This is a genomic window from Streptomyces sp. NPDC056161 (genome assembly GCF_042268025.1).
Classification (GTDB): Bacteria; Actinomycetota; Actinomycetes; order Streptomycetales; family Streptomycetaceae; genus Streptomyces.
Genome location: NZ_JBHJUV010000044.1, coordinates 31372 through 54648 on the forward strand (window position 1 = coordinate 31372; position 23277 = coordinate 54648).

The 23277-nt window shown below is 67.4% G+C and carries 17 protein-coding genes and 1 tRNA gene; 12 read left to right on the plus strand and 6 right to left on the minus strand.

Features of this window, described 5'->3' with window-relative positions:
- The first annotated feature begins 123 nt into the window (after positions 1-123).
- Positions 124-777, plus strand: a complete 654-nt coding sequence (locus ACFC09_RS32850; RefSeq protein ID WP_376534261.1) for a MobC family plasmid mobilization relaxosome protein — start codon at positions 124-126, stop codon at positions 775-777.
- Positions 774-2492 carry a relaxase/mobilization nuclease domain-containing protein gene (locus ACFC09_RS32855; protein WP_376534263.1) on the plus strand — a complete coding sequence of 573 codons (1719 nt, stop codon included), beginning with the start codon at positions 774-776 and terminating at the stop codon, positions 2490-2492. Before ACFC09_RS32850 ends, ACFC09_RS32855 begins: the two co-directional genes overlap by 4 nt.
- On the opposite strand, the gene ACFC09_RS32860 is transcribed toward ACFC09_RS32855, so the two are convergent.
- Positions 2493-3038 carry a flavoprotein gene (locus ACFC09_RS32860; protein WP_376534265.1) on the minus strand — a complete coding sequence of 182 codons (546 nt, stop codon included), beginning with the start codon at positions 3036-3038 and terminating at the stop codon, positions 2493-2495. It lies immediately after the preceding gene.
- The gene (locus tag ACFC09_RS32865; RefSeq protein ID WP_376534267.1) at positions 3035-4309 is read right to left on the minus strand and encodes a helix-turn-helix domain-containing protein; all 1275 of its coding nucleotides are present in this window, start codon (positions 4307-4309) and stop codon (positions 3035-3037) included. The genes ACFC09_RS32860 and ACFC09_RS32865 overlap by 4 nt, the downstream gene beginning before the upstream one ends.
- A gap of 176 nt (positions 4310-4485) precedes the next feature.
- Here ACFC09_RS32865 and ACFC09_RS32870 point away from each other — a divergent pair, with 176 nt between their 5' ends.
- The 9 genes from ACFC09_RS32870 to ACFC09_RS32910 all read left to right on the plus strand — a co-directional run bounded on the left by ACFC09_RS32870 (position 4486) and on the right by ACFC09_RS32910 (position 17289).
- On the plus strand, positions 4486-4926 hold the full coding sequence (locus ACFC09_RS32870) for an ATP-binding protein (protein WP_376534269.1): 441 nt from the start codon (positions 4486-4488) through the stop codon (positions 4924-4926).
- Positions 4926-6242 (plus strand): UDP-N-acetylglucosamine 1-carboxyvinyltransferase, encoded by a 1317-nt coding sequence (locus tag ACFC09_RS32875; RefSeq protein WP_376534271.1) that lies wholly within the window; start codon positions 4926-4928, stop codon positions 6240-6242. The genes ACFC09_RS32870 and ACFC09_RS32875 overlap by 1 nt, the downstream gene beginning before the upstream one ends.
- Positions 6239-7480, plus strand: a complete 1242-nt coding sequence (locus ACFC09_RS32880; protein WP_376534273.1) for a bifunctional metallophosphatase/5'-nucleotidase — start codon at positions 6239-6241, stop codon at positions 7478-7480. The genes ACFC09_RS32875 and ACFC09_RS32880 overlap by 4 nt, the downstream gene beginning before the upstream one ends.
- Positions 7477-8016, plus strand: coding sequence for a dCTP deaminase (dcd, locus tag ACFC09_RS32885; RefSeq protein ID WP_376534275.1), 540 nt, complete (start codon positions 7477-7479; stop codon positions 8014-8016). The genes ACFC09_RS32880 and dcd overlap by 4 nt, the downstream gene beginning before the upstream one ends.
- A complete protein-coding gene (locus tag ACFC09_RS32890) occupies positions 8013-8549 on the plus strand; it encodes a deoxycytidine triphosphate deaminase (protein WP_376534277.1) in 537 nt (178 codons plus the stop codon). Before dcd ends, ACFC09_RS32890 begins: the two co-directional genes overlap by 4 nt.
- A complete protein-coding gene (locus ACFC09_RS32895; protein WP_376534279.1) occupies positions 8546-9661 on the plus strand; it encodes a glycosyltransferase family 4 protein in 1116 nt (371 codons plus the stop codon). The genes ACFC09_RS32890 and ACFC09_RS32895 overlap by 4 nt, the downstream gene beginning before the upstream one ends.
- Positions 9662-9755: 94 nt before the next feature.
- Positions 9756-10799, plus strand: coding sequence for a serine hydrolase domain-containing protein (locus ACFC09_RS32900; protein WP_376534281.1), 1044 nt, complete (start codon positions 9756-9758; stop codon positions 10797-10799).
- A 1298-nt stretch (positions 10800-12097) separates the two neighbouring features.
- Positions 12098-12171 (plus strand) — tRNA-Met (locus tag ACFC09_RS32905).
- Between the two features lie 246 nt (positions 12172-12417).
- Positions 12418-17289, plus strand: coding sequence for a DEAD/DEAH box helicase (locus tag ACFC09_RS32910; RefSeq protein WP_376534283.1), 4872 nt, complete (start codon positions 12418-12420; stop codon positions 17287-17289).
- Positions 17290-17903: 614 nt separating this feature from the next.
- Here the strand turns inward: ACFC09_RS32910 and ACFC09_RS32915 are convergent.
- Positions 17904-18134 carry a hypothetical protein gene (locus tag ACFC09_RS32915; RefSeq protein WP_376534285.1) on the minus strand — a complete coding sequence of 77 codons (231 nt, stop codon included), beginning with the start codon at positions 18132-18134 and terminating at the stop codon, positions 17904-17906.
- 496 nt (positions 18135-18630) lie between these two features.
- Here ACFC09_RS32915 and ACFC09_RS32920 point away from each other — a divergent pair, with 496 nt between their 5' ends.
- Positions 18631-20022, plus strand: coding sequence for an IS1380 family transposase (locus ACFC09_RS32920; protein WP_376534287.1), 1392 nt, complete (start codon positions 18631-18633; stop codon positions 20020-20022).
- A 161-nt stretch (positions 20023-20183) separates the two neighbouring features.
- On the opposite strand, the gene ACFC09_RS32925 is transcribed toward ACFC09_RS32920, so the two are convergent.
- From ACFC09_RS32925 to ACFC09_RS32935, 3 genes are all read right to left on the minus strand, one after another.
- Entirely contained in the window at positions 20184-20480 is a 297-nt protein-coding gene (locus ACFC09_RS32925) for a hypothetical protein (protein WP_376534289.1), read from the minus strand.
- Between the two features lie 778 nt (positions 20481-21258).
- Positions 21259-22302: a serine hydrolase domain-containing protein gene (locus ACFC09_RS32930; RefSeq protein ID WP_376534291.1), complete on the minus strand. Its 1044-nt coding sequence runs from the start codon at positions 22300-22302 to the stop codon at positions 21259-21261.
- On the minus strand, positions 22299-23225 hold the full coding sequence (locus ACFC09_RS32935; RefSeq protein ID WP_376534293.1) for a DUF6895 family protein: 927 nt from the start codon (positions 23223-23225) through the stop codon (positions 22299-22301). Before ACFC09_RS32935 ends, ACFC09_RS32930 begins: the two co-directional genes overlap by 4 nt.
- Positions 23226-23277 lie beyond the last annotated feature (52 nt).

Consider the following 23277-nt stretch of genomic DNA (forward strand, 5'->3'; position numbering starts at 1 on the left):
ACCGGCGCGGGGACGGATCAGCCATCCGCAACGAGTCGACCCAGCATCAAGCCCCCACCCGTACCAGCCCTGACCAGGCACGCAACGAGTGCGACGAGACAGACCACCACACGGAGAACCCACATGCACGACCCGCACCACGACTCCGCAACCGCTCAGCAGGAGATGCCCACCACGTCAGCCACCCACGCGCCAGCAAGGTATCCCGCTGGACCGTCCACGGACGGCCGCAGCGAGGACGCCTCCGCCCCGGGGGTGGCGGAGGCACTCGGGCACCAGGGGGCGCCCGAGGAGGAACAGCCCGTCGACTCGGTCGCCGTTGTGCTGCCGCGTGCCGCCGAAGCCGCCGCGCTGTACCGCGTCGCCCGACGCCGACAGCGCGACCCGAACGGCCAACGCAAGCAGCGTGTCGACGCCCGCTACAGCCTCGACGAGAAGACCGCGATCCTCCGCAAGGCCCGGTCTCTGAACATCGCCGGCGCCCACTACGTCGGCGCCGTAGTCATGGCCCACGTCCACGGTGACCTTGCCCTGCCCGGCCAGCGCACCCCGCTCGACGACTACGTAGACGAACTGACCGCCCTACGCGGCGAGGTCGCCAAGATCGGCCACAACATCAACCAGATCGCCAAGAAGCTCAACTCCGGCGGCCATCCACACCCTGGGGACACGGCAGCCCTGGATCGCGCCGAGTGCACCCTGACGGCGGTCGGCGCCACCGTCCGCCACATCGCAGAAGCCGCGAACCAGGCCGTCGCCAAGAAGCCGACCCGATGATCGCGAAGATCAGCAGCGGCAAGAACACAGCCGGTCTGATCCGGTACCTGTTCGACACCAAGAGGGCCAAGGACCACACCGACCCGCACCTGGTGGCCTCCTGGGACGGCTTGGCACCCGACCCCGGCCGCTCCGACGACTTCGACGCCACCAAGAAGCTCCTCGTGGCCGACCTCGATCTGCACGTCAAGCAGGCCAAGTGGCTGGGCCGCGCCCCCGATAAGTACGTCTGGCACTGCTCGCTCCGGGCCGTTGAGACCGACCGCCACCTCAGTGACGAGGAGTGGGCCCACATCGCCCGCCGGGTGGTCGCGGCCACCGGCATCGCGCCCGACGGTGCCCCGGACGGCTGCCGGTGGGTCGCCGTACGGCACGCTCCCGACCACATCCACATCGCCGCAACCAAGGTCCGGGCGGATCTGCGCACCGCACGCCACTGGAACGACTACCTCACCGCCGACCGCGAACTCGCAGCCATCGAGAAGGAATACGGCCTGTTCCAGGTCGTACGCGGGGACCGCACCGCCGCCAGGCGCACCACACGGGCCGAGCAGGAGAAAGCCCACCGCTCCGGTCAGCAGAAGCCCGCCCGTGAGCGCCTGCGCACCCTCGTGCGCACCGCTGTGGCCGCCGCCACCAGCACCGAGGAATTCGTCCACCTCCTCAGCCACACCGACGGCGTACTCGTCGAGGTCGTGTACTTCCCCTCCGGTGATGTGCGCGGTTACAAGGTCGCCAGCGAAGACACCACCACCGCCGACAAGAAGCCCGTCTGGTTCTCCGGTTCCGGGCTCGCCCCGGACCTGTCCTTCCCCAAGATCCAAAAACGCCTTGCGGGCATCGAACCCCAGCCCACCAGCCAACCGGTGCAGCGCAGGCCCAACCCCTGGCACCAGGCCACCGCCGCCACCGAACGCATCCCCCACCACCTCGACCAGACCAACGACGAAGCCTCCCAGGCCCACCTCGCTGCCTTTGGTGAAGCCCTCGACGTCCTCCCCCTGCTCACACCCCAGACCCTGCGCCCCCAACTCCAAGAGGCAGCAGCCGTGTTCGAGCGCGCCACCCGTTCCCGCGTCCAGGCCGAACACCACCACGCACGCGCCCTGCGCGGAGCCGTACGGGCCATGCTCCGCGAGCCCATTCCCAAGGACGGCGCCGGCCTGGCGATGTTCCTCGACACCGCGATCCTCGTCGTCATCGCCGCCACCCGCTGGCACCAACTCCGCCACCACGACCAGCAGGTCGCCGCCGCACAGCAAACCCTGCTCCACCTCCAGGCCGCCTACGACCAAACCGCAGCCGCACCCCTGGCCGCCCTCGCCCAGCACCGACCACCCCAACAGGCCATGGACCGGCACATCCGCCACCTACACCAGGCCGTGCCCGAACACGCCGAGCAGATCATCGAAGACCCCGCCTTCAATGCCCTCACCGCCGCCCTCGCCGAGGCTGAAACCGCAGGCCACAACCCGGAACAGCTCCTACAGCAGGCTGCCGACCAGCGAACCCTGGACGACGCCCGCCGCCCCGCACAGGTACTGACCTGGCGCATCCAGCGCCTCAGCGCAAGGCAGGCACCGAGCGAACGAGCCCGCGCGGCACAGGCCCGCAGCACCGTACGGGCCGAAAGCCCAGCACAGCGCCCCAGCGCTCCGGCCCACGAAGCAGCCGCCGTCCCAGCCCCGCAACCACCGCGAGCACGGCGGCGCTGATCACGACCGCGCGGACAGCCTGGGGGCGAGCAGCTCCAGCACGTCCTCCCAGCGGTAGCGGTCGGCCCTGCCGCCGGCCTTCGGCCGGTGCGGCTCGTACGAGCCGATCAGGACGCCCATCTCGCGCAGCCGCTCCAGACTCTGGCGGTATGCGGGGTGGGCGGCCTGGGCGGAGTTCAGATACGGCAGCACAGCGACCGGGATCCCCATGGCGGGCGCTTCGCACAGCACGCCCAGCGCGAGATTGTCGGAGATCCCGGCGGCCCATTTGTTGACCGTGTTGAAGCTCGCCGGGGCAACCGCGATCGCGTCCGCGGTCCGAGTCGGGCGTGGTTCACCCGGCGACCGCCAGGCCGAACGGATGGGACGGCCGGTCTGGGCCTCGACCCGCTCCGTGTCAAGGAAACCGAGCCCTTGCGGGGTGGCGGTGACGCCGACGTCCCAGTGTCGCTCCTGTGCCGCGGTGATCAGCCGGCCGACGTCGGCTGCGACTCCGGCCGCGCAGACCACGATCTGGAGGAACGGCTTGTCGTGCTGGTCACTCACGCGGGCACTCCCAGTTGGCGGCTGAAGTGGTGCAGCTCGGGCAGTGCCCGGCGGCGGTCGCGGGCTGCCATGTCGGCGACCAGTTCGCGTACGGCCGGGCGGCGGATGTCCTGTGCCGCACAGCTCTCGGCGATGCGCAGGGCCTGGTAGCCGTCGGCGAGTCTGCCCTGCTGACTGTAGGCGCGGGCGGCCTCGACCCAGAGCGCGGCCCGGCGCTCGGGTACGGGGATGTGCCGCCGCATGAGCGGCCGTGCGGTGTGCAGGGCGATGCCGGCGTCGCCGAAGGAGACGGCCGCACTGACCTCGTGGAGGGCGACGTTGGTGGGGCTGAAGTTCGCCCAGGCGTCCGGCCGGTCGAAGGCGACGTAGCGCGCCACCTCCTTGGCCTCGGTGAGGAAGTCCTGGGTGGTGTCGCGGTCGCCGTTTCTGCTGGCGGCGGTCGCCCCGCGGAGCAACAGCAGGCCGACCGCTGCCAGGTAGCGGGGCGAGCGCTGGCCGTAGGAACCGGTGAGCTGGTCGGCGGTGTGGCGGACCATGTTCACGGCCTGGGCGGTGTGCTTCTCCCGCACGAGTACGTGGGCGTGCACGCGGACGCTGGCGGCGAGGACGACCGGATCCCCGGACCGCTCCGCCTCGGCCATGGCCCGGCCGGCCGCGAGCCACGCATTGCCCTGATCGGCTCGCTTCAGCAGCAGGCTCACCGAGGTCTGGTAGGCGGTCGCGAGCAACCCGGACACCTCCGCCGAGGCGGACGAGCCGCCTGCGGCCTGGCGCAGGTCGGCGATCAGACCCGGCAGGGTCTGCTCCAGTCCCGCGTAGTCGCACGTGCAGAACAGCCGCCGTACGGCCCGTGTCCGCTCCCTCAACTCATCGATGCCCAGGGCTTGCCCGGTGGCCGCAGGGCTCGTGCCGGGCAGCAGGACCCGGACCAACTCGTGATGTGCTGCGGTGGACGACGGTGGGGCCGCAAGCACGGCGGCGGCGCTCACGGCCAGAAAGGTACGGCGGTGCATGTCCTCTGTTCCGGGGTCGGCGGGGCTGGCGACGGGTGCGGCGGCGAGGCCAAGACGGTGCGGCGGAATCTTCAGTACCTGCGCGATCTCGCGCAGCATGCGTACGTCCTCCGTACCCCTGCCGCTCTCCAGGCGGCTCACCTTCGACTGGTGATACCCCAGTGCGACGGCGACGTCCCTCTGCGAGCGCCGCTGTAACACGCGTGCCTGACGGATCACTTCGCCGATCCGTCTCGCTTCACCCTGTGCGTCGGCCATCTGTGCCACGGCTCCTCCTGCCGTCGCCGATCCTGCCTGCTCAACCGAGCGTAACCGAGCAGCAATTGGCCGCGATGCAGCTCCTGCATAAGTGATGCAGCCCCAGCACACGGCGTGGCCCCACCCGCCTCCGGAACGGTTGCGTAGAGCAGCCGCACCAATCCAGGAGGCAGCTCGTGAAAGCACACCGGTTCGCTCTCTCCGTACCCGCCACACCGACCGCGGTCACCGCCGCCCGGCACCAGGCCGTGGACGCGATAGAGGGCTGGGACGCGGGACTCGGCACCGGGGTGGTGCACACCGCCGAGCTCGTGATCAGCGAGTTCGTCACCAACGCGGTCCAGCACGCCGGTGGCGACCTGGTCTCCATGACCGTACGACTCGACGAGGCCACCTTGCGGATCGAGGTCTGCGACGCCTGCCCGGTGCTGCCCCAGCCGGCTCTCCCGGACCTGTACAGCGAGGGCGGCCGAGGTCTGTTCCTCGTCGCCGTTCTCACAGACCGGTACGGCGTCGAGCCGACGGCAGTCGGAAAGCGCTGCTGGGCCGAGATCGCCGTGTCCTCCAGCCCGAACCCGGAGATCGCCTTCTCCCTTCCCTTGCAGAGGAGTCGCTGATGACGACCACCCGCGCCCCTGGCGTTGCCGCCGAGGTGATCGCCGTACGCCCCGGCCCACCGCTCACCGGCACCGTGACCGTCGACGGTTCCAAGAACGCCACACTCCCGCTGCTGGCCGCCGCGGCAGCCCTCGGCCGTCCGGTGAGGCTGAGCAACATCCCGGCCAACACGGACGTCCAGATCATGCTTTCGCTGCTGCAACAGGCGGGCTGGCACGTAGCACAGCCCGTCGGGGAACCAGCAACTGCCGTAATCCTGCCGACCGAGAATCGGCACGCATACCCCGAACTGCCGCAGGCCGCCCGTATCCGTGCCTCGTACTACCTGGTGCCGGCCCTGCTCGTCCGGCACAGCGAAGCCCGGCTGCCGTGGCCGGGAGGCTGCCGGATCGGCGCACGCGGGATGGACCTGCATTTCAAGGTGTACGAGGCGTTCGGCGACCGGAGCACCGTGGACGACACCGGATACCACGTCAAGGCCACCGCTCCCCGCACCGGCACCGTGTCCCTGGTACTGCCGTTCCGCTCGCGCGGGGCGACGGTGGTCGCCTTGCTCCGGGCCGTAACGACCGGGCGGCCTCTGCGACTGGGGGATCCCAACCTCTCGCCGGAAGTGCTGTGCGTGCTGGACGCCCTGCGCTCAGCGGGCTGGGAGACCCGAGCCAGCGAACGCCTGCTCACCCTCTCGCCGCCGTCCGCGGCACCGAACGACGCCACATGGGTGGTGCCGGGAGACAAGGTGGAAGCAGGGACGCTGGCCTGCGCAGTCGTCGCCACCGGCGGAAATGCGCGCATCGAAGGCGCGCATGCCAACGACATGGGCCCGCTCGTCGCGGCCTTGCACCGGCTGGGGATCTCCGCCAGCAGCGAGGCGAACGCTCTCACCGTGAACGCCCACGACGGCCGCATGACCAGCCGCCCCCTTCGGGCCATCGCCTCGCTCAGCCCCGGCGGCCTGGACGCCGACTTCGAACCACCGCTCATGGCACTGGCCCTCGGCCTGCCTGGCGCCCACCTGTTCGCCGACGCCATCAACCCCGACCGCCACAGCAATCTGCTGCCCCAGCTGGCCCGCCTCGGCGCGGCCATCGAGGAGATCTCTCCCACCGAGTGCCGCCTGACCGGCCCCCAGCAACTGACCGGGACAGGTGTGGAAGCCACCGACATCCGCACCGGCTCCGCCCTCATGGTCGCCGGCCTCACCGCCCAAGGCGTCACCACCCTCGGCGGCCTCGACCAGCTCCGCCGCGGACACGCAGACCTGCCCGGCAAGCTCCACGCCCTGGGCGCCGACGTCTGCGAGGTCACCCCATGACCGGCATCCGCGCCCTGCGCCAGATCCTGGCCACCACCGACGTCCACTCCACCCTGCGCAACGCCGCGCCCTTCCTGACCCACCTCCACGCCCTCCGTCCCACCTCACTCGTCGCGGACTGCGGCGACTTCTTCGAAGGCTCCGGCTATTACGCCCTCGCCCAGGGCACGATCGAGCGCGAGATCCTGCTCAAGCTGTACGACGTGCTGGCCCCCGGCAACCACGGCTGGCCCCACCACTTCGAACCCGAGCTCCACCGGCTCACCGTCTGTGCCAACGCAGTCCACGCCGAGACCGGCGACGCGCTCTTCCGCCGTCTGCGCATCGCCGAAATCGGTGACCGGCGCGTCGGTGTAACCGCCGTGATCGGGCAGCAGGCTTTCCACTCGATCCCCACTGCGCAGCGAGCCGGCCACTGCGTCACCGACCCCGCTCAGTCCCTGCGTGAGCTGATGCTCGCCCACCACCACGAGGTGGACAGCTGGGTCCTGCTCAGCCATTCCGGGTTCGAGGAGGACCTCAAACTGGCGTCGGCCTGCCCGTTCCTCGACGTGATCTTCGCCGGGCACTGCCACAGCAACCAGTACGGCCCCTCCCGCGCGGGAGACACCCTTGTCGTCAAGGGCCACGAACTCGCCGACGGCTACGCGATCGCCACGCCTGTCGGTTCGGGCTGGGGTGCCGGCACCACTCGTTTTCCGGACCGCACCCCAGGCGCCGTTCCCACAGAACTCACGGACGTGACAGCACGTATCAACGAAGTCAGGGAGCAACTGAACGAGGTCCTCGGACCGGTCCGCCCGGCTTTCAGCCACCAGCCCCTCGACCGGCGCGCCGCGCTGTTGGACCTCACCGCCCGCCTGCGCACAGCACTCGGCGCAGACGCAGTCATCCTCAACGAGACCGCCCTGCGGACCATCCCACTCGGCGACACCCTCACCCTGGGCGACCTACTCTCCATCGAGCCGTTCGCCAACCAGCTGGTGCACGCCCACGTTCCGGAGCCAGATCGCCGCGACCTGCATGGCCTGGTGACGCGTCTGACCGCCCAGACCGGCTCGCTCGTCACCGCCCCCGATCCCCTGCCGGACGCCATCACCACGGTCCTGACCACCGACTACCTCGCCGACACCTACTTCGGCGGTCGCACGTATGAAGCCGGCCTGCGCCTGGAGCAGACCGTGCAGCACGTCCTCACCGCTGGATTCCCCGGCACCGCGGATGGAGGCACGCAATGATCCTCACCGGCCCGGAGATCGAGGCAGCCGCCCACGACGGCCGCCTCCGCATCGCCCCCTTCGCCGCCAACCAGGTCAACCCCAACAGCTACAACGTCCGTCTCGGTCCCACCTTGATCACCTACACCCACGAGGTCCTGGACGCCCACCGTCCCAACCCCACCCGCGAGACCACCATCGGCCCGGACGGGTTCGTCCTCCAGCCGGACGAGCTCTACCTCGGCCACACCTTCGAAGAGGTCGGCTCCGACACCTTCGTCCCGCTGCTGTTCGGCCGCTCCTCCGTCGGCCGACTCGGCCTGTTCGTCGAGATCACCGCCCCCATCGGCGACATCGGCTTCCACGGCCAGTGGACGCTGATGCTCACCCCGACCCGCCCCCTGCGGGTGTACGCGGGCATGAAGATCGGGCAGATCATGTTCTTCGTCTCCACCGGCCCCATCGACCTTTACCGCGGCAAGTACCAGGCCGCCACGGGCCCGCAGCCGTCGGCCTACTGGCGCGATGTCGCAGGACTTCGGGCGGTGGCTTCGTGATCCTCACGGGACCCGGCATCGCCGCTGCCGTCAAGGCCGGTGACATCACCATCGACCCGTACGATCCCACCCGCCTCTCCCCAAACGCCTACGACTGGCGCCTGGGCGACACGATCCGCATCTGCGACGGTGACCTCGACGCCGCCACCCCCACCGCGTTCACCGAGCAGCCCATCCCCGCCACCGGCCTGGTGTTGCAGCCCAGGATGCTCTATCTCGGCGTCACGCTGGAGAAGACCGGCTCGGAGACGTACGCACAGATACTCAACGGCGACCGCACCATTGGCGCCCTCGGCGTCTGGGTCCACGTCTCGGCCCCACTCGGTCACCAGGGCCACGCCATCCGCTGGACCCTGGAGATCCGCGCCGCGCGGCCCGCCCGTGTCTACCCGGGGATGACCTTCGGCAAGCTCGTCTTCCTCACCACCTACGGCACTCCGGCCAGCTACCAGCAACAACCCGCCAAGTACGCGACAACGGACGGCATCGACATCTCCCGCCTCTACGAAGAGATCCCGGGAGGAGCCCTGTGAGCCCTCACCAGGCCGACAGGCCGCTGGCCGCCACCTTCCTGGATCTGCCCGCCGGCAGCCCCGGCGGCAGCGTTGAGCTCTTCCTCGACCTGTACACCGGCGACCGCCCGCTCATCCCTGCTCGCGCCTTCATGCTGGGGCGGTCCGGCTCCGGACACCGCGTACCCGCCGGGCTCGACCTACTGCCCGTTGCCGGGAAGTGCCTGGAGGGCCCGGCGTTCGGTCGCTACGTCGCAGCCCTGCGCAGAGCTCTCGCAGCAGCGATCGACCCAGCCCAGATCGGCGTCCTGCACCTCCAGCACCTCGCCTTCGGCGCCACCCCCGCCCTGGTGCGGGCCCTGCCCCTGCACCCTCGCATCGCCTTGGTCCACGGCACAGACCTGATCTTCGCCGAGGCCCACCGTGACCAGCTCCAGGTCCTGCGCGAGACTGCCAGAGCAGCCGATGCAATCGTCGTCCCCACAGGGGCAATGGCCGACCACCTCATCAAGCTGGCCCCACAGATCGACCGGCGCAAGATCACCCGCATCCCCTGGGGAATCCCCGACCACCTGCTCACCAACCCGCCAACCCGGCCCACCCGCACCTCCTCCAGCCATCTGCGGCTGCTGTACGCAGGAAGGCTGACCGCCGAGAAGGGTGTAGAAGCCCTGGTCAAGAGCCTGGCCCCCGTGCCAGGGGTCAAACTCAGCATCGCCGCCCCCAGAGCCCAGTTCCATGCCCTGGCCCCGCTGCTCCAACGGGCCGGCGTGCGGCCCCGCTACCTCGGCTGGCTCCGCCGTCCACAACTCTGGAGGGCGTTCGCCGAACACGACGTACTGGTCGTGCCGTCCACCACGCTGGAGGCCATGGGCCTGGTCGCTCTGGAGGCCCAAGCCTGCGGGCTGCCCGTCCTCTACCAGCCCGTACCTGGCCTGCGTGAGGCCCTCGCCGCGTCCGGCGTAGCCACCGACTTCACCCACTCCGCCGCCCTGGCCCGCGACCTCGACCGGCTGCGCACCTCCCCCAGCCTCTTGTCCGCCCTACGGCAGGCGGGTTACGCGAACGCGGCCCGCTACCCGCTCTCAGCAACCGCACGGTCCCTGACCGCCCTCGGCCGCCAACTCACCTGAACTGCCTTCCGGGCAGCCCGCCACGCCGCTGCCCGGCCCACCCCGTGCACATCACTACGCTGACCGGCGGGATGCCCCGGCGAAGAGGGAGACCATGACGTACGACAGCGACCGCATCGAAGCCCTGCTGGACGAAGGCGTCCGCGACAAGGTGTACCCAGGGGCCGTATGGGCCGTCGGTGACCCCACCGGCATCCGCGTCCAAGGCGCCACCGGCGTCCTCGACCCCGACGAACCAGACGTGCCGATGCGCCCCGACACCGTCTTCGACGCCGCCAGCCTCACCAAGATCCTCGCCGTTTGGTCATCCATCGGTGCTCTGTGGGAGGACGGCGCCCTCGACCTCGACCAGACGCTCGGCACCTTCTGGCCCGAGACCACCCGCCATCCCCTCGGCACCGTGACCGCCCGGCAGCTACTCACGCACACAGCCGGCCTCCCTCTGCGGGCCCAACTGAAGAACCTCTACGGCACCAACCAGGACGACATCCGCCGAGGCGTGCTGGACGAGCAACTGCACCGGCCACCAGGCGAGGCCGTCGAATACACCGACCGGGCCGCCCTCATCCTCGGCTACCTCGCCGAACACCTCTCCGGCCAGCCCCTGGACGAACTGGCCACCATCCGCATCTGGCAACCATTGGGCATGCACTCCACCCGCTTCGGCCCACTACCCGACGAGATCGCGGCTCGTTGCGCCCCGACCGAACTCGACCAGGACACCGACACCCATCTCAGGGGCACCGCCCACGACTTCTCCGCACGCCTCCTGGGCGGCGTCTGCGGCATCGCCGGCGCCTTCACCGTCCTCAACGACCTCGCCGCCCTCCTGCGCTACATGTTGGACACCAGTACCGCACCGCATCGAGTCGGCTTCGGCCCCGCATGGACCGCGACGTCACTGACCATCCAGACCGGCACCCTGGCACCCGTGCGCGGCCTGTTCTGGCACTCCGCTCCCGGGACCGCCCCAGCCGACGATGTCTGGGTCCACTACGGATTCACCGGAACCGGCATGTGGATCTCACCCCGCCAAGGACGATGGGCCGCACTGCTGACCAACAAGCTCTACTACACCCGTGATCGGCAACCCCTGACCGATGTCCGCAACGCCTTCCGACGGCTTGCCTTCACCTGAACAACCGCCCCTCAGCACTGCGCCCGCGCCGGGCCCGCACCTGGTGCACCGGTGATCCACGGCCACTCCATGGAAGGACGTTCCCTTTCTCAGCTGGTCGGGATGGTCGATCTGACGGCCTGGCATTGGGAGGAACACGTCCAGAGCTGGAACATCACGTCCGGGTGGCGTATCTCTCCCGGCCGTCGACCGCTCGCTCCCAGCGGCCGGGCGCAGAGGACGCAGTCCATGGCCATCTGCTGGCGGGGCCGGAGTCGGGCGAGATCCGGAAGGGGCGAGGGTGCCGTGGCCGGGATACTCACTTGCCGCCCTCGGTGCGGAGTGTGAGGTGGGCCGCCGGGCGAGGTTCCAACTCGTGAGCTGGTCCTTTTCCCAGCGACCTCCTCCCGAACCCGTCGTGCGGCGTTAACCGCAACGGGCTCTCCAGTGACTGTTGTGAACTGCGGTTCGGCCGTCGTGGATGTCCTCATCGCAGGTCGGGCAGACTACGAGGGTCTTGCGTCGTTTCCTGGCCATGAGGGTGGCCTAGTCGGGTCGTGTATTCCCGAGCCGGTCGAGGTCGGCGAGTCTGCGGACCTGGTGGACCTGTGTCTGTGCGGTCTGTCCGCACAGTTCGCAGAGTCCGGCCAGTAGTCGACTCGTCAACTCGCGTTGGCGGGGTCGGCGTTGGGCAGGGTCACGGTCGGTCAGGACCGTAGCCTTGTTCCGTTTGAGCGGAATCCCACCGAATTGCGCGACCAGGGGTTTCCTGCCTGGAGTTTGGGTGCTGACCTGGAGGCACTTGCGTGGCCCGCCCGGGGTGTCGACGGTGACCTTGTACTTGCGGGCCATCAGAGACAGCCGTCACCAGCTTCGCCGCTCCTCACCGTGCTGATCCGCGATACCCACTGATCGCCCCCACGGCTGAACCACCCCGGTTCCAGGGGAGCGGTCTGCCCTAGGTCTGGACGGAGTCGGGTTGCTGGAGAATTGACCGTCCAGCAGCCTCGTAGGCCGTCACGCCCTGCAGCTATCCGCCCGAGTTCCGCTGTCAGGTCCTCGATCTCGCCGTCTCCCATCGCCGCCCACCACTCTGTGAGTCAGGGGTGGCGAGCCAAGGGACGTCGTATCCCGTCCCTCACAACCATAAGAAATGACACGACCGTGAGGCAGAGCGCTCCGGGCAAGCCGTGAGACAGCCGTAGGACACGCAGGTCACCAGGCCGTCCTACGCCACGAATCGGGAGGCCCTACAGCCGACGCTCAGCGGGCGCTGGTCTCCAGCACCCGCCGGCATGGCGTACGGTAGGGACCACCGGCGCGGGGTGGAGCAGCTCGGTAGCTCGCTGGGCTCATAACCCAGAGGTCGCAGGTTCAAATCCTGTCCCCGCTACTGCATAACGTAGGGCCCGGGTCCACACGGATCCGGGCCTTACGTCATTGCTGCCGACGGTCTTTTCACTGCTGGCGGTTACAAACCGTAGAAGCGGATTTATCAGGATTCATGACCCTCCCCGCCATCACGTGATCAGCCGTGCGTGGTGTCCACGGGTGCCAGTAGGGTTCTGAGTATTTCTTGGTGTGTTCTTCTCGGCACGCGGACCCGCGTGCCTCCAGCAGTAATGGGGAGCGAAGCGCAGTGGCCACGACCACGTCGGTGCACGACGTCATCAGAGCGATCCGTAACGGCTCTCTCGGGAACCGCGATCGTGGTACGCGCTTCGAGGAGCTGATCCGCCAGTACCTCAGCACCGACCCGCAGTGGACCGAGCAGTTCAGCCGGGTATGGATGTGGGCCGATTGGCCGGGAGCGGAACATGACAAACGCGACACAGGCATTGACCTGGTGGCCCAAGACCGGGAGACCGGAGGCTTCTGCGCGATTCAGTGCAAGTTCTACGACCCCAAGCACACCCTCCAGAAGGACGACATCGACTCCTTCTTCACGGCCTCCGGCAAGGGCGGGTTCACCCGCCGCATGATCGTCTCCACGACGGAGAAGTGGGGTGTCCACGCAGAAGCTGCGCTGAACGACCAGCAGATCCCGGTCACTCGCCTCGGCCTGTCCGATATCGCCAACAGCCCGGTGGAATGGCATCTACCCACGGCCAATGAGCCTTTCGAGCTGAGCCTCCAGACGAAGAAGGCCCCGCGCAAGCATCAGCGTGCGGCAATCGACGACGTCTTCGCGGGCTTCGCCAACCACAACCGCGGCAAGCTGATCATGGCTTGCGGCACCGGCAAGACCTTCACTGGCCTGAAGATCGTGGAACGGCTCCAGCAGGAGCGCGCTGCTGCTGGCGAAGGCGAGCACACCACTGTCCTGTTCCTGGTGCCCTCCGTCGCCCTGCTCTCGCAGACGCTGCGTGAATGGTCGTTCGAGGCCAAAGTGCCGCTGCGTCCGTTCGCGGTGTGCTCGGATACCAAGGTCGGCAAGCAGCAAGGCAACGGCGATGACAAGGACATGGCCACGCATGACCTGGCCCTGCCCGCCACAACGGACCCGGATCGCCTGATCAAGCAGATGGCCAGCGTGGAGGCGGCTCCCGGACTGACCGTCGTTTTCTCCACCTACCAGTCCATCGCCACGATCGCGGAGGCCCAGAAGAAGGGCCTGAGTCGCTTCGATCTCATCCTGTGCGACGAGGCACACCGCACCACGGGCGTCACCCTGGCCGGCCATGACGAGTCGGCCTTCGTACGGGTCCACGACGACAATTACCTCGGTGCCGACCGTCGCCTCTACATGACGGCCACCCCGCGCATCTACAACGAGGACACCAAGGCGGACGCGAAGAACGCCGAGGCCGTTCTGGCCTCGATGGACAACGAGCAGATGTACGGCCCGGAGTTCCACCGTCTCGGCTTCGGACAAGCCGTGGAGCAGGGACTGCTCACCGACTACAAGGTCCTCATCCTCACCATTGACGAGGGCATCGTCGCCAAGACCCTCCAAGAAGGCTTCGCCGGCGGGTCCTCCGAGCTGAACATCGACGATGCCGCCAAGATCATCGGTTGTTGGAATGCAATGGCCAAGCGCACTGGCACCTTCGCCGACGGCTCCGGCTTCGCCGAGGGCGAGGCGCCCATGAAGCGGGCGGTCGCCTTCGCCCGCTCCATCGCCGACTCAAAGGCGATCGCAGGCCGCTTCAACGAGGTCGTCGACGCCTACGACGACGCGGACGACGACGCGCTGCACTGCGAGGTCGACCACGTCGACGGCACGTTCAACACATTGCAGCGCAACCGGCTCCTCGACTGGCTCAAACAGGACCCGGGCCAGAATCAGGCCCGTATCCTCTCCAACGCCCGATGTCTCTCCGAGGGCGTTGACGTACCCAGCCTGGACGCCGTCCTCTTCCTCCACCCCCGTAATTCGGTGGTCGATGTTGTCCAGTCCGTCGGCCGCGTAATGCGCCTGGCCCCGGGCAAGAACTACGGCTACATCATCCTGCCAGTCGCCGTACCCGCTGGGATGCCACCGGAGAAGGCGCTCTCTGACAACCAGCGGTTCAAGACGGTATGGCAGGTCCTCCAAGCCCTGCGCGCCCACGACGACCGGTTCAACGCGACCGTCAACCAGATCGACCTGAACAAGAACAAGCCCGACAACAAGATCGGCATTGGCAGCATCGGGCCCACCGACGAGACGATCGGAGACAAGGACGGCTCCAGTACGGCCGCCAGCTCCCAGGACGCCAAGGACAAGGAAGCCCAGAGCGCCCAGCACATCCAGGACGCCCTCTTCTCCGTCAGTGACTGGCGTGAAGCCATCTACGCCCGCATCGTCGATAAGGTCGGTGAGCGCCACTACTGGGAAGACTGGGCCAAGGACATCGCCCAGATCGCCGAGCGCCACGTCATCCGTATCAAGGCCGCACTGGCGATCCCGGAGAAGCAAACAGCCTTCGAAGAGTTCGTCGAGGAGCTGCGCGCAACGATAAATCCCGGCGTGACCGACTCCGACGCCGTCGACATGCTTGCACAGCACGTCGTCACCAAGCCGGTCTTCGACGCTCTATTCAAGGACTACGGGTTTGCCGAGCATAACCCGGTCTCCAAGGCCATGCAGCGAATGCTCGACATTCTCGACGACCAGGGCCTAGACGCCGAGGCAAAAACCCTTGAGGGCTTCTACCAATCGGTGCGAGTCCGTGCCGAGGGCATCGACAACCACGAGAGCCGCCAGCGCGTCATCGTCGAGCTCTACGACAAATTCTTCAAAACTGCCTTGCCCAAGACCGCCAACGCCCTCGGCATCGTCTACACGCCCATCGAAGTCGTCGATTTCATCCTCCGCGCCGCCGAACAGGCCCTGGCCAAGCACCTCGGCCGCTCCCTCTCAGACCAGGGCGTCCAGATCATCGACCCCTTCGTCGGCACCGGTACCTTCCCCGTGCGCCTCCTTCAATCCGGCCTTATCCGGCCGGATGACCTGCTCCGCAAGTACACGAGTGAACTCCATGCCAACGAGATCGTGCTGCTCGCGTACTACATCGCCGCCGTCAACATCGAGGCCGCCTTCCATGACCTTGCCGGGGGCGACTATGAGCCCTTTGAAGGCATCGTTCTCACAGACACATTCCAGCTCGCCGAGGGCACGGCGAAGCTGGACGGTATGGAAGTCCTGGAAGGCAACAGCGAGCGGGCGAAGAAGCAGCAGGGACAAGACATCACCGTCGTCGTTGGCAATCCGCCGTACTCGGTGGGACAGGACAGCGCGAATGACTCTAACCAGAATCTGAAGTATGAAGCGCTCGACAGGCGCATTTCTGAAACCTACGTGGCCCGCTCCACCGCCACGCTCAAGAACTCACTGTACGACTCCTATATTCGCGCCATCCGTTGGGCATCTGACCGCATCAAAGATGAGGGTGTCGTCGCCTTCGTTTCCAACGGCGGCTACATCGACGGCAACACGGCAGATGGCCTTCGGAAGTCCCTGACAGACGAGTTCAACACGATCTATTGCTATAACCTTCGGGGAAATCAGCGTACGCACGACTGGAAGCGAGAGGGGGGAAAGATCTTTGGCTCGGGGAGCCAGAACACCGTCGCCATCCTGATACTCATCAAGGGAGGCAAGAGCGCCGGACAAGAATGCACCCTGCATTACTGCGCTATCGGCGACTCGCTAAGCCGAGAGGACAAGCTCCGTATCCTGGCCGGACAGAACCTCCACACAGTTGAATGGCGGCAGATCACCCCGAACGCGTCCGGCGACTGGGTCAATCAGCGTGACGAGCGGTTCGCCACCTTCCAGGCCATCGGGAAGAAGGACAAGAAAGACTCTTCAGTATCCACCTTCGAGGTGCATTCTAGCGGTCTCATGACAGGTCGCGACTCCTGGGTCTACAACTTCTCCAGGCAGCGCCTCATGGAAAACGCGGAGTCAACGATTGACTTCTACAACAGTCAGGTAGATGGGTTCGTGGATCACTGCAAAACCGCGGGCATCGTGGCTCCCAAGGCGCCGGACGTGGAAAAGTTCATCGATCTCGACCCGAAGAAGATCAGCTGGGATAGAGCCGACAAGATTCGCATTGCCAGGGGGGAGAAGTATTCCTTCCTGAGAGAGCGAATCTTCACTTCGTTCTACCGTCCCTTCACCCGCGAGTTCGCCTACTTCGATCGAAAGCTCAACAACACGGTTTACCAACTCCCGCAAATTTTCCCGACGCCGGCGCACGAGAACTTCGGGTTCTACATCACAGGCACCGGGACTGACGAGCCCTTCTCCGTCCTAATGACGGACGCGGTTCCCGATCGTCATGCCGTCGGTACCAAGAGCATCGGCCCGCACTTCCCCCGCTTCACGTATCGCGAGCTGGGCAAGGGAGACAACCTGTTCGCTGCCATCGAGGGCGACGGCTACGAACGCGTTGACAACGTCACCGATGCGACCCTCGGTTCCTACCTGCAGAGCTACGACGACCCCGCGATCACCAAGGACGACGTCTTCTACTACACCTACGGGCTGCTGCACTCACCGCAGTACCGTGAGCGCTTCGCCGCCGACCTCAAGAAGTCCCTCCCCCGCATCCCCAAGGTGCGCAATTTCCGGGGCTTCACCGAGGCCGGCCGAAAGCTCGCCGACCTTCACCTCCGGTACGAGCAAGCAGAGCCGTACGCGGGCATCGTCGAGAAGGTCTCCGGTGATGTGTCCAGCACAGCGCCCCGAGAGCTGTACAGGGTTGCCAAGATGAAGATCCCCAAGGTGAAGGGCAAGCCGGACCGTTCGACGGTCGTGTACAACAACCGCATCACCCTGACCAACATCCCAGAGGAGGCGTACCGCTACCAACTAGGTGCGCGGTCCGCGATCGAATGGATCATCGATCGCTACCAGTTCACGGTCGACACCAAGGGCAAGAGCGGCCTCACCAACGACCCCAACGACTGGTCCGATGACCCCCGCTACATCATCGACCTCCTCAAGCGGATCGTGACCGTCAGTCTGGAGACGACGAAGATCGTGGACGGACTGCCGCAGCTGGACATCCTGGAGTAGTCAGCGACAGGTGGGCGCTGCGTCGGGCCCGCCCAACGCCGGACTCGAGGCCATCCGTGCGTGAGCGATGCGTGCGCGGATGGTCGAGCACCAGTTGTCACGGCCCAGGACAGAAGATCATGCTGGGTGGTGCCGACCTGCAAGGACGGCACCACCCAGCACCAGCGAGCACCTCTGATCAAGGATCCAATCCCACTCCTAAAGCGGGTGTCGCAGGTTCGAATCCTGCCGGGGGCACAGAGAAACAGCAGGTCAGAGCCTGTATGGACAGGAGAAGGGCCCTCCGTGGGGATCACGGAGGGCCCTTCTCATGTGTGCTGGGAACATTCTGGGAACGCGCCGTCTGGCAGCTCGCTCATCGGGAACATCGGGGCGCCTCGGGCTCGTCGCCGCAGACGTCGGGCGCCTCCTGATCGTCGCCGGGAAGGTAGGGGTCAGACCCGACCTCTTCCAAGCTCCCGGCACGTGGGACGACCGCGATGGCAGCATCCGCCTCGGCCTACATCGGCAGCGCCGCATCGCCCAGCCCACCGAGTGCGTCTACTCGCTCAAGAGTCACTGCCCGAGGCCATGGCCGAGGGCGCCCGAGCTGACCGCGAAGGACCGCAAGATTCTTACCGGCGCCCCTGGCTGGTGGAGACCACGTCGCCGAAGATCTGTGTGGGCATCGAGAAGACGGCGCTTGCGATGTTGCCGCTGTCAGTGGTTGCGCTGTCGCCGCCGAGGGCACTGCTGGCGCCTGCGAGGACGTCGTCGTCGAGGTCGGCGGCGGGGGCGGTGCCCGCGGCGCCGGCCAGAGCGGCGAGGGTCAGGGCCAGGACGGCGGGGGCGGCACGGATGTGCATGGGGACTCCCTGGTGTCGGCGGGCCGCCGGAAGTGCAGCCCCTCGCGCACAGCGTGTCCGCTGCGCGACGGGACCGCAGCTCCTGGCAGACCAACCGGATAACCCAAAACCCTCGTTCAGCCGGTCCCTCGGCTCTTGACTTGTTCATTCGGGTGAGCCGCATGAGTACCCGGCCCTGCCGGGGGTGCTTGTACCCCCGGCAGGGCGTTCTCCTTGAACGCCCCGTCGGGCTCCCGGTACCGGCGCATCACCCGGCGACCCCGGTCAAGGCTCAGCGCCAACGGCTGTTCCAGTCCCGAGACTGTCACCGGCTCCGTTCGCTGAAGCACCATTCCGGGCGACGGTCAGTCGACCTGCTGTTTCGAGGGACTCAGCCCGGATCCACCGGCTTGATGCCTGTGGATAGCTTCTTCAGAAACGAGGAAGTGCCTTGTGACCTGCGATGATGGGAGTTCTTCACGCTTCCAGCACGCACGATCAGCAAGGCACTTCCGAGATGCAATCTTCCCATGCCGCAGCGGGGGTCTCCGCACGGTTCGATGATCCGAATCTAGTCGGCTACGGCGGGCTGGCCCCGGTGGTGCGGCTGGCCGAGCGGTGCGGCCTGCCCGCACTCGTCGACGAGCATGTACGGCTGCCGGCCTCGAAGGACGGGACTGGGGCCTTCCCCGGGGCGAAGCTGATGTCGCTGGTCGGCGGCATGGTCGCCGGGGCGGACAGCATCGATGACATGGACCGGCTGCGGCACGGTGGGCTGCCTCGGCTGTTCAGCGGGGTACGGGCGCCGTCCACCCTGGGCTCGTACCTGCGGTCTTTCAGCCACGGACACGTGAAGCAACTGCACGCAGTGGCCCGCCGGTTCTTTCCGGAACTGGCCGCCCACACCCCGCTGCTGCCCGGCGCCGACCAGGTGGCCTATGTGGACATCGACGACACGATCCGCCGCACCTACGGCTACGCCAAGCAGGGAGCCGGCTACGGGTACAGCAAGGTCAAGGGCTTGAACGCGCTGATCGGGATCGTCTCCACCCCGCTGGCCGCTCCGGTGATCGCTGCCACCCGCCTGCGCAAGGGACCGTCCAACTCCGCCCGAGGTGCGGCTGCTTTTGTCGCCGAATCGATCCGCGCCGCGAGAGCGTGCGGCGCGAGCGGGCTGCTGGTCGTGCGGGCCGACTCCGCGTTCTACGGCGCCGATGTCGTGAACGCCTGCCGGGCCCTGGGCGTCCGCTTCTCGGTCACGGTGCGGATGAACGCCTCGGTCAAGGCCGCGATCGCGGGCATCGACGAAGCCTCATGGAAGGCGATCAAGTATCCCAAGGCGGTATGGGACGAGGAGGGGCAATGCTGGATCTCGGACGCCGAGATAGCCGAGACCACCTACACCGCCTTCACCTCCAAGCCGAAGAAGCAGCAGGTCACCGCCCGTCTGATCGTGCGCCGCGTCAAACGGCTCAACCCGGCGGCGGTGCCCGAGGGGCAGGGCACCCTCTTCGATACCTGGCGCTACCACGCCGCGTTCACCGACTCTCCGCTCTCCCTCTCCGATGCCGAACGTGATCACAGACGGCACGCTGTCGTGGAACAGGTGATCGCGGACTTGAAGAACGGTCCGTTCGCCCACGCTCCCTCCGGGCACTTCCAGGCGAACGCCGCCTGGCTCACGCTGACCGCTCTCGCACACAATCTAATGCGTGCCGCCGGCGCCCTGGCGTCCGTCTTCCACGCCAAGGCCACCACCGCAACGATCCGCGACCACCTGATCAACGTGCCTGCCCGCCTGGCCCGTTCGGCCCGGCGCCTCACCCTCCACCTGCCCGAACACTGGCCCTGGGCCGACGACTTCACCCACCTCTTCGACCTGGTGCACGCGCCACCACCCACCGCCTGAGAAACCCTGACCACCCCACCCGCAAGGGCCCGAGACCCCCGAATACGTGGAAGAGCTGGACAGACCAGCGGGTACTTCCTGCCTGAACGGCCAGATCATCTCGCCAACCACCAGGACGACTCCGAAACGATCACTCCGGAATCAAGCCGGTGGATCCGGGCTCAGCCGAAGTCACCACCGTGACACAAAGCGATACCGGAGAGGTTGGAGAACTGCTTTTCCGCGGGTGAGGGGTTGTAGTCCGGGCTGTCGCATGCGGGAACGGCGGTAGCGGCGATTCTGTCGGCCTGTTCCGGAGTGAGTACCCTCATGCTGGCGCCTTCCACGACGTCGTCGACACACACTGCGCTTGTCACACAGCCCTGGGCCTGAACTGGTCCGACGGCCAGCCCCATACCTGTAAGGACCAGTCCGGCCAGGGCTGTAATGCGTCCCAGGCGCGTCACCATCACACTCATTTCTGTCTCCCAAGTATCAGATGCCTCATGGCGTTCCAGCTCACTGACGCATTCAGTCAAACCGTGCCGACGTCATCTGTCGGGGAGGTGGCTTTCTACGTCACACTCGGGGGTCTGGAATACAGCCTTCCGGTCGATGCGGCTGTATTCGGGTGAGGCGTCTGTGGGAGCTGCTCCGGACGTGCCGACGAATTCCGCGCTGCCGACCAGAGGGACGGCCGATGTTATGGGACGGCCGGTCGGGCGTGTTCCGGCGGTGCGTCCGGATGCGCGCACAGGGGCGGTAAGAATCCTGTCGGCGATCCTGCCGGCTTGTTCCGCGTCCGGTGGAGCTGCTGGCTCGTTGACAGGGAGACATGCCGCCCCTGCCCGGTGCGCGACCATTGCACCCCGCTCGAAAACCGGCGGCCGGACCCTCTCACGGCAACCCCCCAAGCTGCAAGAAGTCCTCGCCCATGGCCGCCCCACGGCCTACGGCACTGCCGTTACCCCGGCATCGCCGAGGCCCACGTCCAGCACGCGCTCACCGCTACCGGGGCCAGTATCGTCCGCCTCAGCGAGTGCTTCCCACCCGGCACAAAGCCCGGCCGTCCATCAAAGCCGCCCAGCCAATTCCGGCGTCTCTGCCAGCAACTGCCCACCTAAGATCACCAACAGTATCCAGAAGTTGAGCCGGAACCAACCGGTTGGCCGGGCTGCGAGGGAACTCAGTAATGGTTTCGGCGGACTGCGCGATCCGCTCTTCCGGCAGGTTCGTTTCTCGGGTTCTGGAGCTGTTTCATCTGGCGTTGGGGGCGGCTTGGTCGCACAGTTCGTGGAGGAGGTTGTAGGCGGTGGTGACGAGGGGGCAGGTGCGGCCGTGGCGGGTGGTGGTGGCGGCGAGGGCGGTGTGGGTGGCGGGGTGGTAGCCGAGGAATGCCTGCTGGCCGAAGGTGGCACCGGCGTGGAAGAGGAGGGGGCCTCGTGGTGCGGGGTGCTGGATCCAGGTGAGGGTGTGGGTTTCCGGGTTTCGTCGGCCTTGGTGAAGTTCCGGTGTCTGGACGCGGGTCAGTGGCTGGTTCAGGGGTGTGTGGTGGGGGGTGAGGTGTGCTTCGAGGTAGGTGAGCAGGTCGTTCGGGGTGGCGCGGATGCCACCGCAGGAGACGAAGCCTGCGAAGACGCTGGGCGGCACTGGCCGTCCGTCGGGGCGGTGGCCGACCGCGTCGGTGCCCGTGGTGCCGGAGGCTGTCCCTGTGCTGGTCAGTGACAGGGGATGCAGGACGCGGTGTTCCAGGAGAGTGGGGTAGGCGGTGCCGGTGGTGTGGGCCAGCGCGGTACCCAGCAGGGCCGCGCCGAAGTTGGAGTAGCGCCAGTGGGTTCCGGGGCGGCGGAGGATGCGGGTGGTGGCGAAGGTCCGCAGCAGCCGCTCGGTGTCGTAGTCGGCGTAGCTGTTGCGGTGGGGGGAGGTCAGCGCGCCGAGGAGCAGGTCGCGGGGGATGCGGGGCAGGCCGGAGGTGTGGGTGGCCAGGTGCCGGAGGGTGATGCGGTGGGCGCGGGAGTGCAGGTGCAGGCCCGGTAGGTCGGGGAGGTGGGTGGTGAGGGGGTCGTCGAGGTGCACGATGCCGGTGTGGGCCAGGTCGGCCAGCAGGAGCGCGGTGAAGGTCTTGGAGATCGATCCGAGTTCGTAGCGCAGGTCTTCGCGGGGGGTGGCGGGTGCGGGGCGGGTGCCGCCGCTGATGACGGTGCGTTCGCCTCGGCGGGTCACGGCCAGGACGGTGTCGGGGGCGTTGATGTGGGCGATGGCCTCTTCGAGGCGGCCTTTGAGTGCGGTGTCGTCGGTCATGCCGGGCTGGTGGTCAGGGCGCGGGAGGTGGCCATTGCGGAGGCGAACGCGGCGACCAGCGTGGGGTGGTGGACCTGGTCGAACACGTGGTCGGTGTCTCCCTGGGGCAGGGTGCGGTGGGCTGGCATGGCGCCGTCGGGGGCCTGGGCTGCGGCGTAGCGTTCCCAGATCCGGCGGTCGAGGGCGGGGTAGGGCAGGCAGGCGTCGACGACGAGGAGTTCGCCCAGCAGGTCCCAGTGCTGGAGGTCGGCCCACTCGTCCAGCCAGGCGGGCAGGTAGAGGGTGAGGTAGTCGGCGATCCGGGGTGGGATGCGGTCGGGTGCCTCTCCCCAGTCGGTGAGGTGGAAGACGGTGTGGGTCAGGTCGTAGGCGGTGGCGTACTGGAGGGTCCAGGGTTCGGGCAGCTGGCCGAGCCAGGTGCGGCTCACGGCCTGGCCGACGTTGCCGCTGGGCGCGAGGCCGAGTCGGCGTTCCCAGTTGAGGATGCCGAGTCGCCGGTTGGGCAGGTGTTCCTGGGCCGTCCAGTTCCTCAGTCGCCGGGACAGGGTCACGCCTGCTTGGAGGCGGGGGTGGCGGTAGCCGTGGCCGTGGAAGACCGCGTAGGTCTCCAGGGGGATCGTGGAGAGCGGTTCGTCCTGCTGGAGCCGGGCCAGTTCGTTGCCGCCGTCCAGGAGGTCGCGCCAGGCGAAGTCCAGGAGAGCGCCGGCCTGTTCGCGCTGCCGTGCTCCGGCCACGCCTTCCCGGAAGAGGACGTGCGTGATGATCGCCAGTTCCGAGATCGGCTTGAGCCGTTCGACGAGACCGCTGGTGGTGGCCCGGTCCTCCTCGGTCAGGCGGAAGTGCTCGCGGTGTTCGAACAGCCAGCCCAGAGCGCGCCCGCCCACGGCGTGCAGGTGCGCGGGAGGCGCGGCCTGTGTGGTCACAGATCTGACTCCTTCCCAGGCCGTCGGCGGGTAGTACGGAGCGGGCCGACTG

Excerpts from the sequence above, each read along its gene's own strand:
- ACFC09_RS32850 (WP_376534261.1), top strand. The coding sequence starts at position 124 with ATGCACGACCCGCACCACGACTCCGCAACCGCTCAGCAGGAGATGCCC.
- ACFC09_RS32855 (WP_376534263.1), top strand. The coding sequence starts at position 774 with ATGATCGCGAAGATCAGCAGCGGCAAGAACACAGCCGGTCTGATCCGG.
- ACFC09_RS32865 (WP_376534267.1), bottom strand. The coding sequence starts at position 4,309 with ATGGCCGACGCACAGGGTGAAGCGAGACGGATCGGCGAAGTGATCCGT.
- ACFC09_RS32875 (WP_376534271.1), top strand. The coding sequence starts at position 4,926 with ATGACGACCACCCGCGCCCCTGGCGTTGCCGCCGAGGTGATCGCCGTA.
- ACFC09_RS32880 (WP_376534273.1), top strand. The coding sequence starts at position 6,239 with ATGACCGGCATCCGCGCCCTGCGCCAGATCCTGGCCACCACCGACGTC.
- dcd (WP_376534275.1), top strand. The coding sequence starts at position 7,477 with ATGATCCTCACCGGCCCGGAGATCGAGGCAGCCGCCCACGACGGCCGC.
- ACFC09_RS32900 (WP_376534281.1), top strand. The coding sequence starts at position 9,756 with ATGACGTACGACAGCGACCGCATCGAAGCCCTGCTGGACGAAGGCGTC.
- ACFC09_RS32915 (WP_376534285.1), bottom strand. The coding sequence starts at position 18,134 with ATGCACATCCGTGCCGCCCCCGCCGTCCTGGCCCTGACCCTCGCCGCT.
- ACFC09_RS32920 (WP_376534287.1), top strand. The coding sequence starts at position 18,631 with ATGCAATCTTCCCATGCCGCAGCGGGGGTCTCCGCACGGTTCGATGAT.
- ACFC09_RS32925 (WP_376534289.1), bottom strand. The coding sequence starts at position 20,480 with ATGAGTGTGATGGTGACGCGCCTGGGACGCATTACAGCCCTGGCCGGA.
- ACFC09_RS32930 (WP_376534291.1), bottom strand. The coding sequence starts at position 22,302 with ATGACCGACGACACCGCACTCAAAGGCCGCCTCGAAGAGGCCATCGCC.